Consider the following 15,623-nt stretch of genomic DNA (forward strand, 5'->3'; position numbering starts at 1 on the left):
GCCCCTCAGGCCGAAACCTGAGGGGCTTGATCTGGAGCGGGAAACGAGGCTCGAACTCGCGACCTCAACCTTGGCAAGGTTGCGCTCTACCAACTGAGCTATTCCCGCAAACATCACTTTGGCGGAGTGGACGGGACTCGAACCCGCGACCCCCGGCGTGACAGGCCGGTATTCTAACCAACTGAACTACCACTCCTGGCAGTTTTCTCGTCATGAACCGAGTGGCTCCTCAACCTGGGCTCGAACCAGGGACCTACGGATTAACAGAAATCCAGGCTCGTGGAATACCTATATAAATCAATGACTTATGAGTGAAAATTTTGAACGTGTAATATTTCGTGTAATTGACCAAAAATTGTAAATTACAATTTTTCCAGCACTTTCGTAGATTTTGCAGTCGGCGCTGTCACTCTGCTGGTGAAAAGTTAGACGCTTGGCTTGGGGCTCGAACCAGTCATGGGCAAAGTTTGACAACACACTCCCGGTTTAAGGGTTTGCCCCTCGTTTTCGTCGCCTTGCTTGTGTTAATTTCGGGTTTCGGTTTGACGCCAATACACCGGATACACCATGAAATTTTCAATGAAACGAAGCGCGGCTTATGTGGCCGCAACCTTTGCCGCACTGACTGCGGCCGGCTGTGCCAGCAATTTGCCCGCGCCACCCTCAAGCCCGACCGCCTGCGCCGGGCTGAACGGTATCGCGATTGCGCCACAAGCCATTGGCATGCCCACCACAGGCGCGGTTGTCACAAGTGCCGTCGTTGTTCCCGCTGCTGGCACAGGCGTGGCGGCGGTGGCTGAGTACTGCAAGGTGCTGGGCGAAATCAACCCGGTCGGCCGCCAATACCCGCTTCAAGGTAGTCCAAATTCATGAGTTGATGTGCCGACCAGAGTGACATGGCCTAGGGCTGTGTGCCGTCCATGACCTGGCGGATACGGGCAAGTCGATTGGGTCTGCCGCAGTACGGTCATGGCGGTGGGGGGCTCGCAAAGAGTTGTCGCAGTGTCAGGCGGCTGCGCAATCGGAGCTGGTCTTGGGTCCGGCCACGGGGCGTGTCTCGTCAATGGCGTGACACGCCAGCTCGGCGGCATTAAGCGACACCTGTCCATCTTCTACTTTGACCGCAAATTTCGGCGTGCAGCCTTCGTCCGGAGCTGCGGCCTGACCAGTGCACAGGCCAATGGTCCAGTTGTGCAGCGGGCAGGCCACGCTGGTGCCAAACACAATGCCCTGTGACAAGGGTCCGCCCTTGTGCGGGCAGCGGTCCAGCAGGGCGAAGACTTCGTTGTTGTCGTTGCGGAATACGGCCACGTCCAATCCCTGGGTGCGCGCCACGCGCCGTGAGCCCAGAACGGGGATGTCTTCAACGCGGCAGATGGTGGTCCATTCATTCATTTTGCTATTCCTTTTGTAGCTGCATACGCAGTGTTCACGGGGGATAGAGGCCTATTTTACCAATAATATGGTGCAACAGCCCCCATCAAGACGGCAGTGCTTCAAACTGGCGCGTATCCACTGCCGCCTCCTCGAAGTCAAACCACGGATCAGGCTCGCCGTCCAACGCAAACTGCAGCTGCTCCCATAGGGCTTTGCGGCCCTCGGCATCTTCCAGAATGCGCTTCTTGACATAGTCCAGACCGACACGCGACACGTAGTGCACGGTGCGCTCCAGGTCAGAAAAGGCCGACTGATCGATGGCAGACGCGGCCTCCACTGGATCAAATGCGCCGGCTTTGAATGCATTCTTCGCGCCGTCGCGCAACATTTCCAGGTAACCCAGGCTATCGGGAATCACCCTCTCAGGCGGACCGGGTCGCCCATGGCCGGGCACCACGATCAGTGGTTTCAGGTCGTCGCGCAGCAGCTTCAGCGCAGCGATCCATTTCAGACCCAGGCCAGGCTGGATGCCCAGCAAACGCTCGTGGAACACCACGTCACCCGCAAAGGCGATGCGCTCCTGCGGCAACCACACGATGAGATCAGCAGGGGTGTGAGCGCCGCCCACGTCAATCAGGTCTATCTGCACGCCCTTCACCGGTAGCCGGTAACGGCGAGAAAAGGTCTCGTCGGGGTAGGCAGCCACGGTGCCTGCAAAACGCTCGCCCACGTTGCGCTGCGCCATGTCCAATTGCTGAAAGGTGCGCGCTTTCTGGTCCTGTTTGCCTGCATCGGACGCGATCACCCGTGCGCCCACCACCTTCTGAAAGTGGTCGTTGCCCAGCCACCGATGGTCCTGCCCACCGGAGTTGACCACCCAAAGAATATGCTTGTCCGTCACCGCACGCACAGCCTGCACGATGACTTCGGCCCCGGCTTTGGACCCCCCTGAGTCGATGACCACCACACCGTCGTCGGCCACGATGAAGCCACCGGTCATGTTGTTGCCCAGGTTGCTCGGTGAACGCTGCGTCAGTTCCCCCACCAGCGCGTAGGCACGTTCGCCCACTTTCACGGTCTTGAACACCGAGTCGGCGGTTTGCGCTTTGGCCCACAGCGGCGCGAACGCCACCAGGGCGCCCAGGAAGAGTGGTCGCCAAGTGGCCCGATTCGGTGCAGTTGTCATGTGTCTCCTTCGTTGTTGCAACGGTCGGTGGGCACAGAGGTCGGTCACAACACAGCGTTGAACACAAACCCCACGATCAGGATGCCGGTGGCGACCACGCCCACAAAGGTGGCAATGAGCCGGATCTTGAGCACCTTGCGCAAGATGACCATTTCGGGCAGCGACAATGCGATCACGCTCATCATGAAAGCCAGCACCGTGCCCAGCGCTGCGCCCTTGGCCAGCAGGGCCTGCACGATCGGGATGACACCGGCCGCATTGGTATACATGGGCACACCGATCAGCACCGCCAGCGGTACCGACCACCAGGCGTCCTTGCCCATGAAGCTGGCCATGAAGTCCTGCGGCACCCAGCCGTGAATGCCAGCACCGATGGCGATACCGGCCAGGATGTAGGGCCAGACCTTGCCCACGATCTCGCGCACAGAGGCAAAACCGGCCTGCACACGGTCGGCCAGCGTGGTTTCGGCCGCTTCAAAACCGGCCGACATCTTGGGCATGTCGCGCACCCAGTCTTCCAGGTGCGCCTCCATCTTCAGCCGGCCGATGATCCAGCCTGCCACGATGGCCACCGACATGCCCAGGCCCAGGTAGAGCGCGGCGATCTTCCAGCCGAACATGCCGAACAGCAGCGCCAGCGCTACCTCGTTGACCATGGGCGCGGAAATCAGGAAAGAAAAAGTCACACCCAGCGGCACGCCCGCCTGCACGAAGCCGATGAACAGCGGCACGGCCGAGCAGGAGCAGAAAGGCGTGACGATCCCCAACGATGCGGCCATCACATTGGCCACGCCTTCGGTGCGCCCCGCCAGCAATGCGCGGGTGCGCTCAGGCGTGAAATAGCTGTTGACCATGCCCATGACAAACACCACACCGGTCAACAACATCAAGACCTTGGGTGTGTCATAGAGGAAAAACTGCAGCGCGCCGCCCAGATGACTGTCGCGCTCCACAGGCAAAGCGGCGACCATTGCTTCCGATCCAGGCAACAAAGTCTGGTACAGGCCGAGCCAAACGAGCGCAGCCAGAGTGAGAAACCAAACGGGTTGACGAAGCGGCCAACTCAGCGAAGGCAAGGGAGTAGTCGAGGTGTTCATACCGCAGAAGACGATGCGGTACGCAAAAGGACGCAGACTTCAACAAAAAAAGTTGGTGAAGGACCACCACGGCAATGGCAACGGCACGCGGCAGGCCTCTTGCTCCAGAGAAAATCCCTCCCGGAATCAGTCGCAGGCTTCGCCCAAAGGCGCCATTGAGCCTCAGCCAGCGCCAGAGATCGAAGAGCTTCTCGGGACAAAATCGCTCACGTGACCGGCGTCGTCAAAGCGGACCTGACAAGCCACCGTCATGCGTTCACGCATCCTTTTTCTCGCTCGCTGGATGCGCGATTTGGCTGCAGAAAGGGAAATATTCTGACTGAGGGCATAGGTCGCCTGGTCCATGCCCTGCAAGTCACACAATTCGATGGCTTCTCGGTCCTGGGCATCGAGTTCATCCAGCACTCTGGGCAGACAAGCCTGTGCGAGTGCATCGACGCTGTCGACGGCAACTTCGGGCAACGCCAGTTGTTCAATGTCGTCCGGCAGGGGCACTTGGCGCGCGCCAACCCGCAACCGGTCTGTCAATGTGTTTCGCGCCACCTCAAAAAGCCAGGCTCGGGGGTGCTCGACCTGCTCGAGCCCAGCACCTTGCCGCAGGGCCTTCAAGAACACATCCTGCAATATGTCGTCGACCTCTTGCGCAGCGGGCGCACGCGAAAGAAGCCAGCGGCGAACCTCGGTTTCATGCCGCGCCCACAGGAGCAGTAAGTTGTTCATAGCGTGCCTATCGTTCAATCTGGTTGCAATTCCAATGCGTGCCCATTGTTGCCGAGCATTGTCTCAAGTGATTCATCCCATTCCATTGAATCCACGCCCCGCCTATTCAGGACTGGATGGCCAGCTTCTTCATTTTTTCCCACAGTGTCTTGCGGCTGATGCCCAGCACGTCGGCGGTCTTTCCAACGCTGCCGTCACAATGCTGCAAAGCCTTCTGAATGTGCGAACGCTCCACCTTCTCGACCACGCGCTGCAACGACACGATCCCACCTTCTGAAGCTTCGGCGGCCTGCTGTGAACTTGAAGCGTGACCGTCAGGCAAATCCAGCAGCCCTCCGTCGCTGAGCACCACTGTTTCCTCCAGGAACGAACGGAGCTCCCGTACATTGCCGCGCCACTCCCGACGCATCAGGTCGCGCAAGAAGGGTTCGGACATGGCCAGAGGGCGCCCCTGCTCCACCACGATTTGTGCCAGCAGCTTCTCGGTCAGCCAGCGGATGTCTTCCGGCCGCTCGCGCAGCGGCGGTAGCTCGATTTTGATGACCGCCAGCCGATAGAAGAGGTCTTCCCGGAAGGTGCCCGCGTTCATGTCCGCATACAGGTCGCGGTTGGTGGCGGCCAGGATGCGAAAGTCGCTTTGGGTGGTGCGCTCCGCCCCAATGCGAAAGAAGCACTTTTCCTGCAATGCGCGCAGCAATTTGGCCTGCATGCTGGCCGGCAATTCGCCCACCTCGTCCAGGAACAGGGTGCCATTGTGAGCGCGCTCCAGATATCCTTTGTGCGTGCGCACGGCTCCAGAAAATGCGCCCTTTTCGTAGCCAAAGAACTCCGCCTCCAGCATGGTTTCAGGAATCGCCGCACAATTCACCGCCACGAACGCACCCTTGACTGCCTTGGGATCCAGGCTGTGGATGAGTTGAGCCGCCACCTCCTTGCCCACGCCGGATTCTCCGGTCAGCAGCACCGACACCTTCTGGACGGCCACCTTGTGCAATATGGCCTCCACACGGCGCATGGCCACGGACACGCCGAGAAGTGCCTCGTCATCGTGGGCGACCGACAGGTTCGCGGCGGTACGGATCTTGAAAATGAGACTTTCGATATCGAAGGGCTTGGTGAGGTACTCCCGTGCGCCGGCACGAACCGCCGCCACGGCATCGTTGACGCTCCCGTACCCGGTCAGAAAGAACCACGGCAATGCCCGCACGGTGGCCGGCAAAGCCACGAACCATTCAGTCGCCAGTCCGTCGGGCAGTCGGACATCACTGACGACGGCCGAAGGCAGCGTGTCGAGCGCTTCGCGCGCCTCGCTGAGCCGGCGGCACCAGGTCACTTGCAGGCCCTCCAGCTCGAATCGTTGCAACAATGATTCGCCCATGATGGGGTCGTCTTCGATCAACAAAATAGTGGTCATGACTGGCTTTCTGGCGCCTCCCGGTTCGGCACTTCGAACAGGAGGCAGGTGTGTTGTGTTTCGAAGGTGTCGAGCTCGAACCGACCTCGCAGGTGACTGGCCAGTTCTTGGCACACCCACAGGCCGAAGCCGCGCGGGTCTTTGCCACTCTCGGCGGCCAACGTGCGCTTGAAACGCTCTTGGCTCAGCAAAGGACCGCTGTTGCTGATACAGAACCGCACCCGGGTTTCGTCGGCCTGCAACCGAGCCAACACCGTGCCGTTGTCCCCCGCCGCCTTGATCGCGTTGAGCAACAGGTTGAGCATGACCTGACGCAGCGGCGCTGATGGCACACGAAGCGCAGATTCAACCTCGACCTGGAATCGAATCACAACGCTCTGCTTGTCGGCCGTGCCCTTCACCAGCGTCACGATGTCTTCCAGGTCGCCCGGCTCCAGCGGCCGGTCTTCGATGCGGGCCTGCGGCAACAGAGCAGCCACGGTGGTGCGGATCTGCTGCAGACCACGGTCGAGTAGGTCGATGGTTCGTAAACGGATCGTCTCTGTGCCGCCGTGCAGGCGCAGCGTCTGGGTGGCGGTCAGCATGCCGGCCAGGGGGTTGTTGATCTCGTGCGCGACGGCGGCGGTCATCTTGCCTACGGCAGCCAGGCGTTCTGCCGACAGGGCACGCTCCTCTGCCGCCTTGCGGCGTTCGAGTTCACCCATCAGCTGCTCAACCGCATCGCCGATGCGACTCAGTTCAGGGTCTGTGGTCTTGGGCACTTCGTCGCGCAACACGCTTCGATCGTCACGACCGATGCGCTCGATCACCGCCACCAGCAGGCCTACGGGGCGGGCCATTCGCTTGCCCACCCACCATCCCAGCGGCCCGAGCAAGGTGACGGCCAGCACAATGCTAATCAGCGCAGTACGCGCCAGCGATGACCAGTCCGGCGCAAATGCGGCCGACTCCACTTCGGTGAACACGAAGCCCAGTGTCTGGCCGTCCTCGCTGCGGATGGGGTCCAGCAGCACCACCGAACCATCGGGCAAATCCAGCTGTTGCCGCCGATCGACCTCCATCGCCAACAGCATAGGCTGCTCGCGCCATGGCTCACCCAGCACCTGCTGCCCGGTCGCCAGCTTCACCGGATCCGAAGCGGCAAATACACTGCCATCCGGAGCGAGGATGGCAAGTCTGGCCAGTTCGACGTCCGCACCCGGCACAAGTTGGGCCGTGTCGCGCAACAACGCGAACACCCGCCAGGTGTCGTCGGCCGCCAACAGAGGACGCACCTGGGCAATGACCAGAACCACGGCACGGTCCAGCAGAGACAGGGTGTCGCGGCGAGCGTTGTTCGCCTGGACCCGCGCGGTAATGGCCGTGACCAGCAGGGCCGCCAGCAGCACGGCCAGGGAAAGTCCCAGCGGAATCTGGACCCGGTAGGGCAAACGCCGGAGCATCAGCCCCCCACCCCGCTGCCGGGCACCTGCTGAGCTTGCCGGCGAATCGAGTCGAAGAGGCTGGCTTCACCAGGCGCGAAGCCGGTCAGGTTCAGGGATGACAACAGGTCCCGGCCGACCTCGTCGTCGCCCATGCGCAACAACGCCCGGCGCAGCGTTTGCATCTGGGGACGCTCTTGCTCCCGTCGAACGACCAGCGGAGGAAATCCGAAGGGCTCTGATTTCCAAATGACCTCGGTCTTGGCAATAGCAGGCATGCCCTGAGCGCGCATGGTCTCCCACACATAGCCGTCGATGGAGCCGGCCTGCGCCAGCCGTGCCGCAACGGCTTCGGCCACGTTGCGGTGCCCATGGGTGAAGAAGCCCCGCTTGAGATCGCGTGTGGAGACACCGGCTTTGGCCAGCTGCGCCTGCGCCACCAACCAGCCCGAGTTGGACAGAGGGTCGGAATAGGCCAGTACCCGCCCTTTTAGGTCGGCCCAGCCCTGCACCTCCGGGGCAGGCGTCTTCGAGCGGATCAGATAGGCCTGGTAGTACGGTTGCCCCTGGTACAGCGGGACGGCGAGCAGGGACAGCTCACTTTCGAAGCGCACGAAGGGATAGCCACAGATCCAGGCTGCGTCGACCTGTCCCGAGAACAGCAGGTCCAGAATGCTCTGGTAAGACTCGCGGGCCACGAACTCGACCTCGATACCAACCCGGCTGCTCAGGTAGCGCCCCCAGCGCGACAGGAATGCCACCTGATCGGCCAGGATCACGGGCGTGAGACCGATGCGCAGCCGGTCCGCCCCCCAGCTCGGCAAGGACACCGCGGCCGTGGCTGCGCCGCAAAGGCATGTGGTCAGACAACGTCTTCGATTCACGGGCATTCCTGCGTTACGTTTTCGTAACCTTGATTTTTGACAAGGTTACGAAAACCACCCATAGAACAAACCCTGAGTGTGCAAGCCCTTGTTTTTAAAAGGTTTCAGTCTTGGCACGGCCATTGCATAAAGGTGTCGCCTTTTGTTCAAAATTAGGAGACAACATGGACGACGTCAAAATTGGCCGCCGCTTCTTTCTGAAGTCCGGTGGCGCCGCTGCGGCCGTAGCTGGTTCGGTGATCATTCCCATCCGCAACGCCAGTGCTGCCACCCCGCCTGCGCCCGGTAAAACAACCCTGCCCTACCCAAAGAAGGCGGTCGGTTCGATCAAGGGGCTGCCGCTGAACCAGGCGGTGAGTTTTGCCTACCCCGACGACAGCTCGCCATGTCTGGCCATTCGAATGGGTTCGCCAGTACCCGGCGGCGTTGGTCCCAACAGCGACATCGTGGCCTACAGCTCGTACTGCACACATATGGGCTGCCCAGTGAGCTACGAGCCAGGCACCAGGACCTTCAAATGCGGTTGTCACTTCTCCATCTTCGATCCCGAAAACAGCGGTCAGATGGTGACCGGCCAGGCCACCGAAGACCTGCCGCGCATCCTGCTGGAATACGACGCCAAGACCGACAGCGTGCACGCCGTCGGTGTCGACGGTCTGATCTACGGCCGCCAGTCCAACATCCTGTAAGGAGAGCAGCATGACCACCCAGATCAATGACCGCATCGCGCTGCCCCCGAAGGACGCGCAAAAGACTAACATGACCTGCCACTTCTGCATCGTCGGATGTGGCTACCACGCCTACAAGTGGGACCACAACACCGAAGGCGGCCGCGCCCCGGACCAGAACGCACTGGGCCTGGACTTCCGCACCCAGCTGCCTCCCTTCGCCACCACCTTGACCCGGGCGATGACCAACACCATCACCGACAAGGGCGGCAAGAAGTGGAACATCATGATCGTTCCTGACAAGGAGTGCTCAGTGAACAGCGGCCTCTCCAGCACCCGCGGCGGCAAGATGGCCAGCTATATGTACACACACGACGGCCTAGGGCGCGAGCGCCTGAAGAATCCGCGCGTGAAACGCGGCGACCAATGGTTGGACACCAGCTGGGAACAGGCCCTGGCACTGTACGCCGGCCTGACCAAAAAGATCCTCGACACCGATGGCCCGGACGGCTTGTTCTACGACTGCTTCGACCACGGCGGTGCGGGTGGTGGATTCGAGAACACCTGGGGTACCGGCAAGCTGATGTTCAGCGCACTGAAGACCCAGATGGTGCGCATCCACAACCGACCGGCCTACAACTCCGAGTGCCACGCCACCCGGGATATGGGCGTGGGCGAGCTGAACAACAGCTATGAAGACGCCCAGCTCGCCGACTGCATTCTGGTCACCGGCGCCAACCCTTATGAGACCCAGACCAACTACTTCCTGAACCATTGGGTGGCCAACCTCTCCGGCTCCACGGTGGACAAAAAGAAGAAGTGGTTTCCGGGCGAGTCGGCCGCTGCAGCCAAGGTCATCATCGTGGACCCACGCCGCTCGGCCACGGTCGCCATCTGCGAGCAGGTAGCGGGCAAAGAAAACGTGCTGCACCTGGACATCCAGCCCGGCACCGACACCGCACTGTTCAACACGCTGTTCACCTACGTGGTGCAACAGGGCTGGACCGCCAAGGAGTTCATCGCCCAACACACGAGCGGATTTGACGATGCGGTCAAGACCAACCACATGAGCCTGGAAGACGGCGCCAAGGCCACAGGCCTGACCGTGGCCCAGATCCAGCAGGCCGCCGACTGGGCCTACAAACCCAAGGCCAGCGGCCACCGCCCGCGCACCTTCCACCCGTACGAGAAGGGCATCATTTGGGGCAATGACAACTACGTCATCCAGAGTGCGCTGGTCAGTCTGGTGCTGGCAACCGAGAACGTCGGGCGCCGTGGCACCGGCGTGTGCCGCCTGGGCGGTCACCAGGAGGGCTACACACGCCCGCCGTATCCGGGCAAGGGCAAGATCTACCTGGACCAGGAAGTCATCAACGGCAAGGGCCTGATGTACACACTGTGGGGCACCAACCCCTACCAGACCACGCTGAATGCAGAGCAGCACCGCATGGTGCTGAGCAAGCGCGCCAAGATCGTGGACGAGGCCATGGCCCGCGCCCGTGGAGCCAGCGTTGAACAAATGGTGGAGGTGATTTACAACGCCTGCAAGAACCAGGGCGGCATGTTCGTGGCAGCCATGAATCTCTACCCCACGCAGCTCGCTGACGACGCACACCTGCTGTTTCCGGCCACCCACCCGGGTGAAATGAACCTGACCTCCATGAACGGCGAGCGTCGCATGCGTTTGTCTGAAAAATTCATGGACCCGCCCGGTTCGGCCAAGCCCGACTGCCTGATCGCCGCCGACATCGCCAATACCTTGAAGGCGATGTACCAGAAAGACGGCAAGGCGGACATGGCCAAGCGCTTCGACGGCTTCAACTGGAAGACCGAAGAAGACGCCTTCAACGACGGCTTCCGCCGCGCGGGCCGCCCCGGCGTGGAACCTATTGATAGCCAGGGTGGCCCCACCGGCTACCTGGCCACCTACGAACTGCTGCGCAAGGCAGGCAACAACGGCGTGCAGCTACCGATCAAGGAGGTCAAGGACGGCAAGCTGATCGGCACCGAGATGGAATACGCCGATGGCAAGTTCAGCACCGGCGACGGCAAGGCTCAATTCAAGCCAGCGCCGTGGAACGGCCTGCCCAAGATGGTGGCGGATCAGAAGGCCAAGTACAAGTTCTGGATCAACCAGGGCCGCGCCAACGAGGTCTGGCAGACCGCCTACCACGACCAATACAACAGCTTCGTGCGCGACCGTTATCCGATGGCCTACATCGAGATGAACCCGGACGATGCCAAGGCACTGGGTGTAGCGGCAGGTGACGTGGTCGAGATCTACAACGACTTCGGCAGCACCTACGCCATGGCCTACCCGCTCAAGGCGATCAAGCCGGGGCAGACCTTCATGCTATTCGGCTACATCAAGGGCGTGGCTGGTGACGTGGTGACCTCCTGGGTGGACCGCAACGTGGTGCCGTACTACAAGGGCACCTGGGGCGGCGTCAAGCGCGTGGGCAGCGTGGACGACTACAAGAAGTCGATCTCGTTCAAGGACCGCCGGTTCGTTTGAGCGTTTGAAGAAAGGGTGGCTTCGGCCACCCTTTTTGCTGACCTAGAAGACAGGAGATCACCATGCGCGCTGCTTCATCCATGCCCATGACCTGGCCCCCGCCGACCAATCCGCTGAAACGCAATGCGTCGATTGACCACCTGGCCGAGGCCTGGATCACGTCCCGCCAGAACATTTCACCGAAACGCCTGGTGGAGCCCGGCCCCAACGTTTCGCAGCTGGAGCCGATTTTCCGCAGCGCGGCCTCCGCGCCCGACCACGGGTTGGTCCGACCTTGGCGGTTTGTCATCGTGCCGGCGGACAAACGCGCCTTGCTGGCCGAAGTCTTCGCGCTGGCGCTGGTGGACCGCGACACCGGTGCCACGCTGGAACAGATAGAGACCGCCCGCGAGAAGGCGCACCGTGCTCCGTTGCTGATGCTCGTGGTAGCCAGGCTGGGCGCCTGCGAGCCGCCCATTCCCGCGCTGGAACGCATGGTGTCGGTGGGCGCGGCCGTGCAGAACATGCTGTTGATGGCACATGGGCAGGGTTTCGGCAGCAGCCTCACCAGTGGGCAGGCGATGCAGTCCCCTCGCATGCGCCAGCTGTTTGGTCTTGATGCGGGCGAAGAAGCGGTCTGCTTTCTCAATATCGGCACCGTCTCCAAACGCAAGACCCAGAGACTGCACCCCGAAGTGAACAGCTTTGTGAGCACGCTGTGACCTCCACGCTTTTGCAGACACAAGGTCCCTCGGTTTCCCAACTGGTGCCGTGCCATGGGTGAGCCATTGCTTGCACGGGTGTTCCCCCTGATAGACCATCGCCAGTACGCCCAACAGCAGTCGGCACAGTCCTTCGCGGATCCGTTGCCGACAGGAAATGTCCAAGATCGGCTTCAACGACCCTTGCGCGATCTGCGCATCAGCGTGACCGACCGCTGCAACTTTCGTTGCGCCTACTGCATGCCCAAAGAGGTGTTTGGATCCGACTACCCCTACCTCCCCCATTCGTCGCTGCTCAGTTTCGAAGAAGTCACCCGGGTGGCTCGGCAGTTTGTCGCCCTGGGCGTCAGGAAGATCCGTTTGACCGGGGGTGAGCCGCTGTTGCGCAAAAACCTGGAAGCGCTCCTGATCCAACTGGCCGAACTGCGTACCTCTCAGGGTGAGGCGATCGACCTGACGATGACGACCAACGGCTCCCTGCTGGCCCGCAAAGCCAAGGCGCTCAAAGCCGCAGGACTGAACCGCGTCACAGTCAGTCTGGACGCACTGGACGACCGGGTGTTCAAGCGCATGAACGATGTGGACTTTCCGGTGGCCAAGGTACTGGAAGGCATCGAAGCAGCGCAAGCCAGCGGCATCACCAATATCAAGGTCAACATGGTGGTCAAGCGCGGCGTTAACGACCACGAAGTGTTGCCGATGGCGCGCTACTTTCAGGGCACTGGCGTGGCGCTGCGCTTCATCGAATTCATGGACGTGGGCTCCACCAACGGCTGGAACATGGACGCTGTGCTGCCCAGCGAAGAAGTGGTGCGCACTATCGCCGAACACATGCCCCTGGTTCACCTCCCCGCCAGCGCTGCGGGCGAAACCGCGCAACGCTGGGGCTATGCAGGGCCAAACGGTCAATACCTTCCATCTCTGGGCGAGATCGGCGTCATCAGCAGCGTCACCCAGGCATTCTGCGGTGATTGCAATCGTGCCAGACTGTCCACTGAAGGTCGCCTGTTCACCTGCCTCTTCGCAGGACAAGGCTTCGATCTGCGCCAGCTTCTTAGAAGCGCGGCCACAGCAGAAGATGAACAACTCGCCAGGGAAATCGCCACTGTGTGGCAACGGCGTTCAGATCGCTATTCGCAACTGCGAACACCATGGGCCGAACTTCCCGACAGGGCTGCCATACCGAAGCCTGAGATGAGCTACATCGGGGGTTAAAGGCGAGACCAGGAAATATTCAACCAAAAAAGCCCGCCGAAGCGGGCTTCAATCCACGCAAACCAAATTTATGCCCCGATCAAACCGCCGTCGTTTTTGGTGATGACGATGGTGGCCGAGCGCGGGCGCTTGCCGGCACCGTAGCCAGCATTGGCGGGCCATTGACTTTCGTACTTTTCCGGGTTGTTCACATCGGCCAAGGCTGAAGGTCGGACACCATCCACCACCCACAGCCACGCGATGGCTGCGCCGATGTACACGCCACCATAGGCCGCGTACACCCGCCCCGTGGCCGCACCATGCAAGGTGAGCAGCCAGGCGAACAGCGCCAGACTGACCACTGCCGGCAGCAGCAACCAAACTGAGCCTCCTTGGCGCAGCCACAACCAGGGCAGATAACAACCAACGATCTCGGCCAACGCGGTGGCGACGTAAAGCAAAAAAGTGGTCATGGTCGGTCAGCGCGCAAGATGGGGATGGCACGCGCAGGCCTCGCCATGGGCGGCCGCCACCAATTCCTTGAGGATGCCGCAGTCTGTGCCATCGGTGTCACAACGGCCACAACTGGCCTTGAGTAGCACCAGTTGTTTCTCCAGCGCTCGCATACTCTGGAGACGTGCCCTGACTTTATCGATCTGTCCCTGGACCAGACCGTCCACATCCGGGTGCGGCTCGCCCGGCGCGTCCAGCGCAGTCAACAGTCGGCGAATGTCAGCAAGCGGCATCTCAAGCGCTCGACAATGGCGAATGAAAGCCAGGCGTTCCAGGTGGGTTCTCGCGTAGTCGCGATAGCCGTTACCGTGGCGAGCCGGCGCGGGCAAGAGGCCTTGTTTTTCGTAGTACCGAATGGTGTCCACCTCCACACCTGTGGCATGGGCGAGTGCTTTGATGCGCATGAAGTCTTCTCTGTTCAACTGGGACAAGGGCTTGACCCTGAAGTGGCTCCAGGGTTTTCAATACAGCATTCTGAAGGAGTTTCCATGTCTTCCAACTGTTGTGAACACGAATGCCCCGCCCCCGGTCAAATCGTCAACCTGGCACGCTACCGCCGCGTGCTGTGGGTGGCACTCATCGTCAATGCCGCCATGTTCCTGGTCGAACTGGGCGCAGGCTTCAGGTCGGGCTCATTGTCCCTGCTCGCCGACGCCATTGATTTCGCCGGTGACGCGTTGAACTACGGCGTCTCGCTGGCGGTGCTGGCTTCGGCGCTGGCCTGGCGGGCTCGGGCGGCCGTGCTCAAAGCGCTCAGCATGATGGGCTTTGGTGTTTATGTTTTGGCCAGCGCGCTGTGGGCCGTTTGGAACGGCGGTGTGCCCGATGCGCCGACCATGGGTGTGGTGGCACTGCTGGCGCTGCTGGCCAACGTGTCGGTGGCCTGGCTGCTTTACGCTTTTCGCGAAGGCGACGCCAACATGCGCAGCGTCTGGTTGTGCTCGCGCAACGACGCCATTGGCAACGTGGCGGTGTTTCTGGCGGCATTGGGCGTCTTTGGCACCGGCACCGCCTGGCCCGACCTGTTGGTGGCAACATTGATGGCGGGCCTGGCGCTGCATGGAGGCTGGCAAGTGCTGAGGCAAGCGCGGGGTGAACTGGGGGAGCAAAAAATCAAGGCCCACGATCATGAATTGAGAAACCATGACCATGCACACTGAACCCACAACGTCGGTGGCTTTTGACGCACCCACCTTCGAACGTTTGCGCGGGGCGTATCTTCGGGTTGATCGCAGGGATCTAACGCAGGCTTGGCATTTGCTCGAAGCGCTGCACGTGCTCGGGCAGACGAGGTTGGTCCCCCATGCGCAAACGCATGGACTGATGCTCGCGCTGGCCTGGCGGACGCACAACCTGGCCGAAGTGAATGGTCAGCTAATGCGGCTGTTGCTGGTGCCTTTGGGACACTTGCTGGGCCGCCTGCCGCTGGGCAACACCGGCCGATCGAACGTCGGGGCGTTTCGGCCTATGCCGGTAGCGCCTGAGCTGCTGGCCACGATCAGGGCGTTCCAAGGGCTTGAGATGCCGCGAGTTGCGGGCGGCGGCTCCGGTCGATAGTGTCCTGGCAAGCGTACCTCTACAATCAATCCTCCATGCGTGCCTGTCTGTTTGCCTTGTTGTTCCTGTTCTGCTTGCCCTTGCAGTGGGCCGGTGCGACTACGGACGCGCCCTGCCTCCAAGACCCCTGTGCCGCGTTGCATGCTGGCGTGGCAGGCGCGTCGCTGCAGGCCGACCCCACGGATCAGGCCGGTGATTCCCATGCGCAGCACCCGCACTGCGTGACCTGTCATGCGGGTGCCCTTGCCCTCCTGAGCGACCTGCCTTTTTCCTTAAGCGACACAGGTTCCCGAGCGCAAGCTCGGTCGCGCTCATGGACCGACGGTCTTTTCGTTGAGCGGCCCGAACGGCCGCAGTGGCCCACCCTGGCCTGACC

14 protein-coding genes, 2 tRNA genes and 3 pseudogenes are annotated in these 15,623 nt (G+C 61.4%); 7 read left to right on the plus strand and 12 right to left on the minus strand.

Features of this window, described 5'->3' with window-relative positions:
• Positions 1 to 32: 32 nt before the first annotated feature.
• A tRNA-Gly gene (locus B9Z50_RS16165) sits at positions 33 to 108 on the minus strand.
• An 11-nt stretch (positions 109 to 119) separates the two neighbouring features.
• Positions 120 to 196, minus strand: a tRNA-Asp gene (locus B9Z50_RS16170).
• 371 nt (positions 197 to 567) lie between these two features.
• Here B9Z50_RS16170 and B9Z50_RS16175 point away from each other — a divergent pair.
• Positions 568 to 873 carry a hypothetical protein gene (locus B9Z50_RS16175; RefSeq protein ID WP_146183230.1) on the plus strand — a complete coding sequence of 102 codons (306 nt, stop codon included), beginning with the start codon at positions 568 to 570 and terminating at the stop codon, positions 871 to 873.
• Positions 874 to 1,005: 132 nt separating this feature from the next.
• Here the strand turns inward: B9Z50_RS16175 and nirD are convergent, their stop codons facing one another.
• The 8 genes and pseudogenes from nirD to B9Z50_RS16210 form a co-directional block, all read right to left on the minus strand.
• Entirely contained in the window at positions 1,006 to 1,395 is a 390-nt protein-coding gene (gene nirD, locus B9Z50_RS16180; protein WP_108365783.1) for a nitrite reductase small subunit NirD, read from the minus strand.
• Between the two features lie 85 nt (positions 1,396 to 1,480).
• A pseudogene (locus B9Z50_RS17820) lies at positions 1,481 to 1,672 on the minus strand (hypothetical protein); the annotation flags it as partial.
• A gap of 159 nt (positions 1,673 to 1,831) precedes the next feature.
• Positions 1,832 to 2,563 (minus strand): annotated as a pseudogene (locus tag B9Z50_RS18020) (MBL fold metallo-hydrolase); the annotation flags it as partial.
• A gap of 44 nt (positions 2,564 to 2,607) precedes the next feature.
• Positions 2,608 to 3,660 carry a permease gene (locus B9Z50_RS16190; RefSeq protein ID WP_108365785.1) on the minus strand — a complete coding sequence of 351 codons (1,053 nt, stop codon included), beginning with the start codon at positions 3,658 to 3,660 and terminating at the stop codon, positions 2,608 to 2,610.
• A 162-nt stretch (positions 3,661 to 3,822) separates the two neighbouring features.
• Complete coding sequence (locus tag B9Z50_RS16195; RefSeq protein ID WP_108365786.1) at positions 3,823 to 4,380, minus strand: sigma-70 family RNA polymerase sigma factor; 558 nt, start codon at positions 4,378 to 4,380, stop codon at positions 3,823 to 3,825.
• Between the two features lie 106 nt (positions 4,381 to 4,486).
• Complete coding sequence (locus B9Z50_RS16200) at positions 4,487 to 5,794, minus strand: sigma-54 dependent transcriptional regulator (RefSeq protein WP_108365787.1); 1,308 nt, start codon at positions 5,792 to 5,794, stop codon at positions 4,487 to 4,489.
• Positions 5,791 to 7,236 (minus strand): ATP-binding protein, encoded by a 1,446-nt coding sequence (locus B9Z50_RS16205; RefSeq protein ID WP_108365788.1) that lies wholly within the window; start codon positions 7,234 to 7,236, stop codon positions 5,791 to 5,793. The genes B9Z50_RS16200 and B9Z50_RS16205 overlap by 4 nt, the downstream gene beginning before the upstream one ends.
• On the minus strand, positions 7,236 to 8,099 hold the full coding sequence (locus tag B9Z50_RS16210; protein WP_233249915.1) for a PhnD/SsuA/transferrin family substrate-binding protein: 864 nt from the start codon (positions 8,097 to 8,099) through the stop codon (positions 7,236 to 7,238). Before B9Z50_RS16210 ends, B9Z50_RS16205 begins: the two co-directional genes overlap by 1 nt.
• A 164-nt stretch (positions 8,100 to 8,263) precedes the next feature.
• On the opposite strand from B9Z50_RS16210, the gene B9Z50_RS16215 reads away from it, so the two are divergent.
• The 4 genes from B9Z50_RS16215 (at position 8,264) to moaA (ending at position 13,198) form a co-directional block, all read left to right on the plus strand.
• Entirely contained in the window at positions 8,264 to 8,788 is a 525-nt protein-coding gene (locus B9Z50_RS16215; protein WP_108365789.1) for an arsenate reductase (azurin) small subunit, read from the plus strand.
• A 10-nt stretch (positions 8,789 to 8,798) separates the two neighbouring features.
• Complete coding sequence (locus tag B9Z50_RS16220; protein WP_108365790.1) at positions 8,799 to 11,282, plus strand: arsenate reductase (azurin) large subunit; 2,484 nt, start codon at positions 8,799 to 8,801, stop codon at positions 11,280 to 11,282.
• Positions 11,283 to 11,344: 62 nt separating this feature from the next.
• Entirely contained in the window at positions 11,345 to 11,983 is a 639-nt protein-coding gene (locus B9Z50_RS16225) for a nitroreductase (RefSeq protein ID WP_233249916.1), read from the plus strand.
• 66 nt (positions 11,984 to 12,049) lie between these two features.
• Positions 12,050 to 13,198: a GTP 3',8-cyclase MoaA gene (moaA, locus tag B9Z50_RS16230; protein ID WP_370463094.1), complete on the plus strand. Its 1,149-nt coding sequence runs from the start codon at positions 12,050 to 12,052 to the stop codon at positions 13,196 to 13,198.
• Positions 13,199 to 13,401: 203 nt separating this feature from the next.
• Here the strand turns inward: moaA and B9Z50_RS18115 are convergent.
• Both B9Z50_RS18115 and B9Z50_RS16240 read right to left on the minus strand, forming a co-directional pair.
• Positions 13,402 to 13,650: pseudogene (locus tag B9Z50_RS18115) on the minus strand (YnfA family protein); the annotation flags it as partial.
• A 6-nt stretch (positions 13,651 to 13,656) separates the two neighbouring features.
• Complete coding sequence (locus B9Z50_RS16240; protein ID WP_108365830.1) at positions 13,657 to 14,094, minus strand: Cd(II)/Pb(II)-responsive transcriptional regulator; 438 nt, start codon at positions 14,092 to 14,094, stop codon at positions 13,657 to 13,659.
• 84 nt (positions 14,095 to 14,178) lie between these two features.
• On the opposite strand from B9Z50_RS16240, the gene B9Z50_RS16245 reads away from it, so the two are divergent.
• A complete protein-coding gene (locus B9Z50_RS16245) occupies positions 14,179 to 14,850 on the plus strand; it encodes a cation transporter (RefSeq protein ID WP_108365793.1) in 672 nt (223 codons plus the stop codon).
• Positions 14,840 to 15,247: a DUF3703 domain-containing protein gene (locus tag B9Z50_RS16250; RefSeq protein WP_108365794.1), complete on the plus strand. Its 408-nt coding sequence runs from the start codon at positions 14,840 to 14,842 to the stop codon at positions 15,245 to 15,247. Before B9Z50_RS16245 ends, B9Z50_RS16250 begins: the two co-directional genes overlap by 11 nt.
• Positions 15,248 to 15,623: the final 376 nt, after the last annotated feature.

This window comes from Limnohabitans sp. Bal53, assembly GCF_003063355.1.
Lineage (GTDB): Bacteria > Pseudomonadota > Gammaproteobacteria > Burkholderiales > Burkholderiaceae_C > Limnohabitans_A.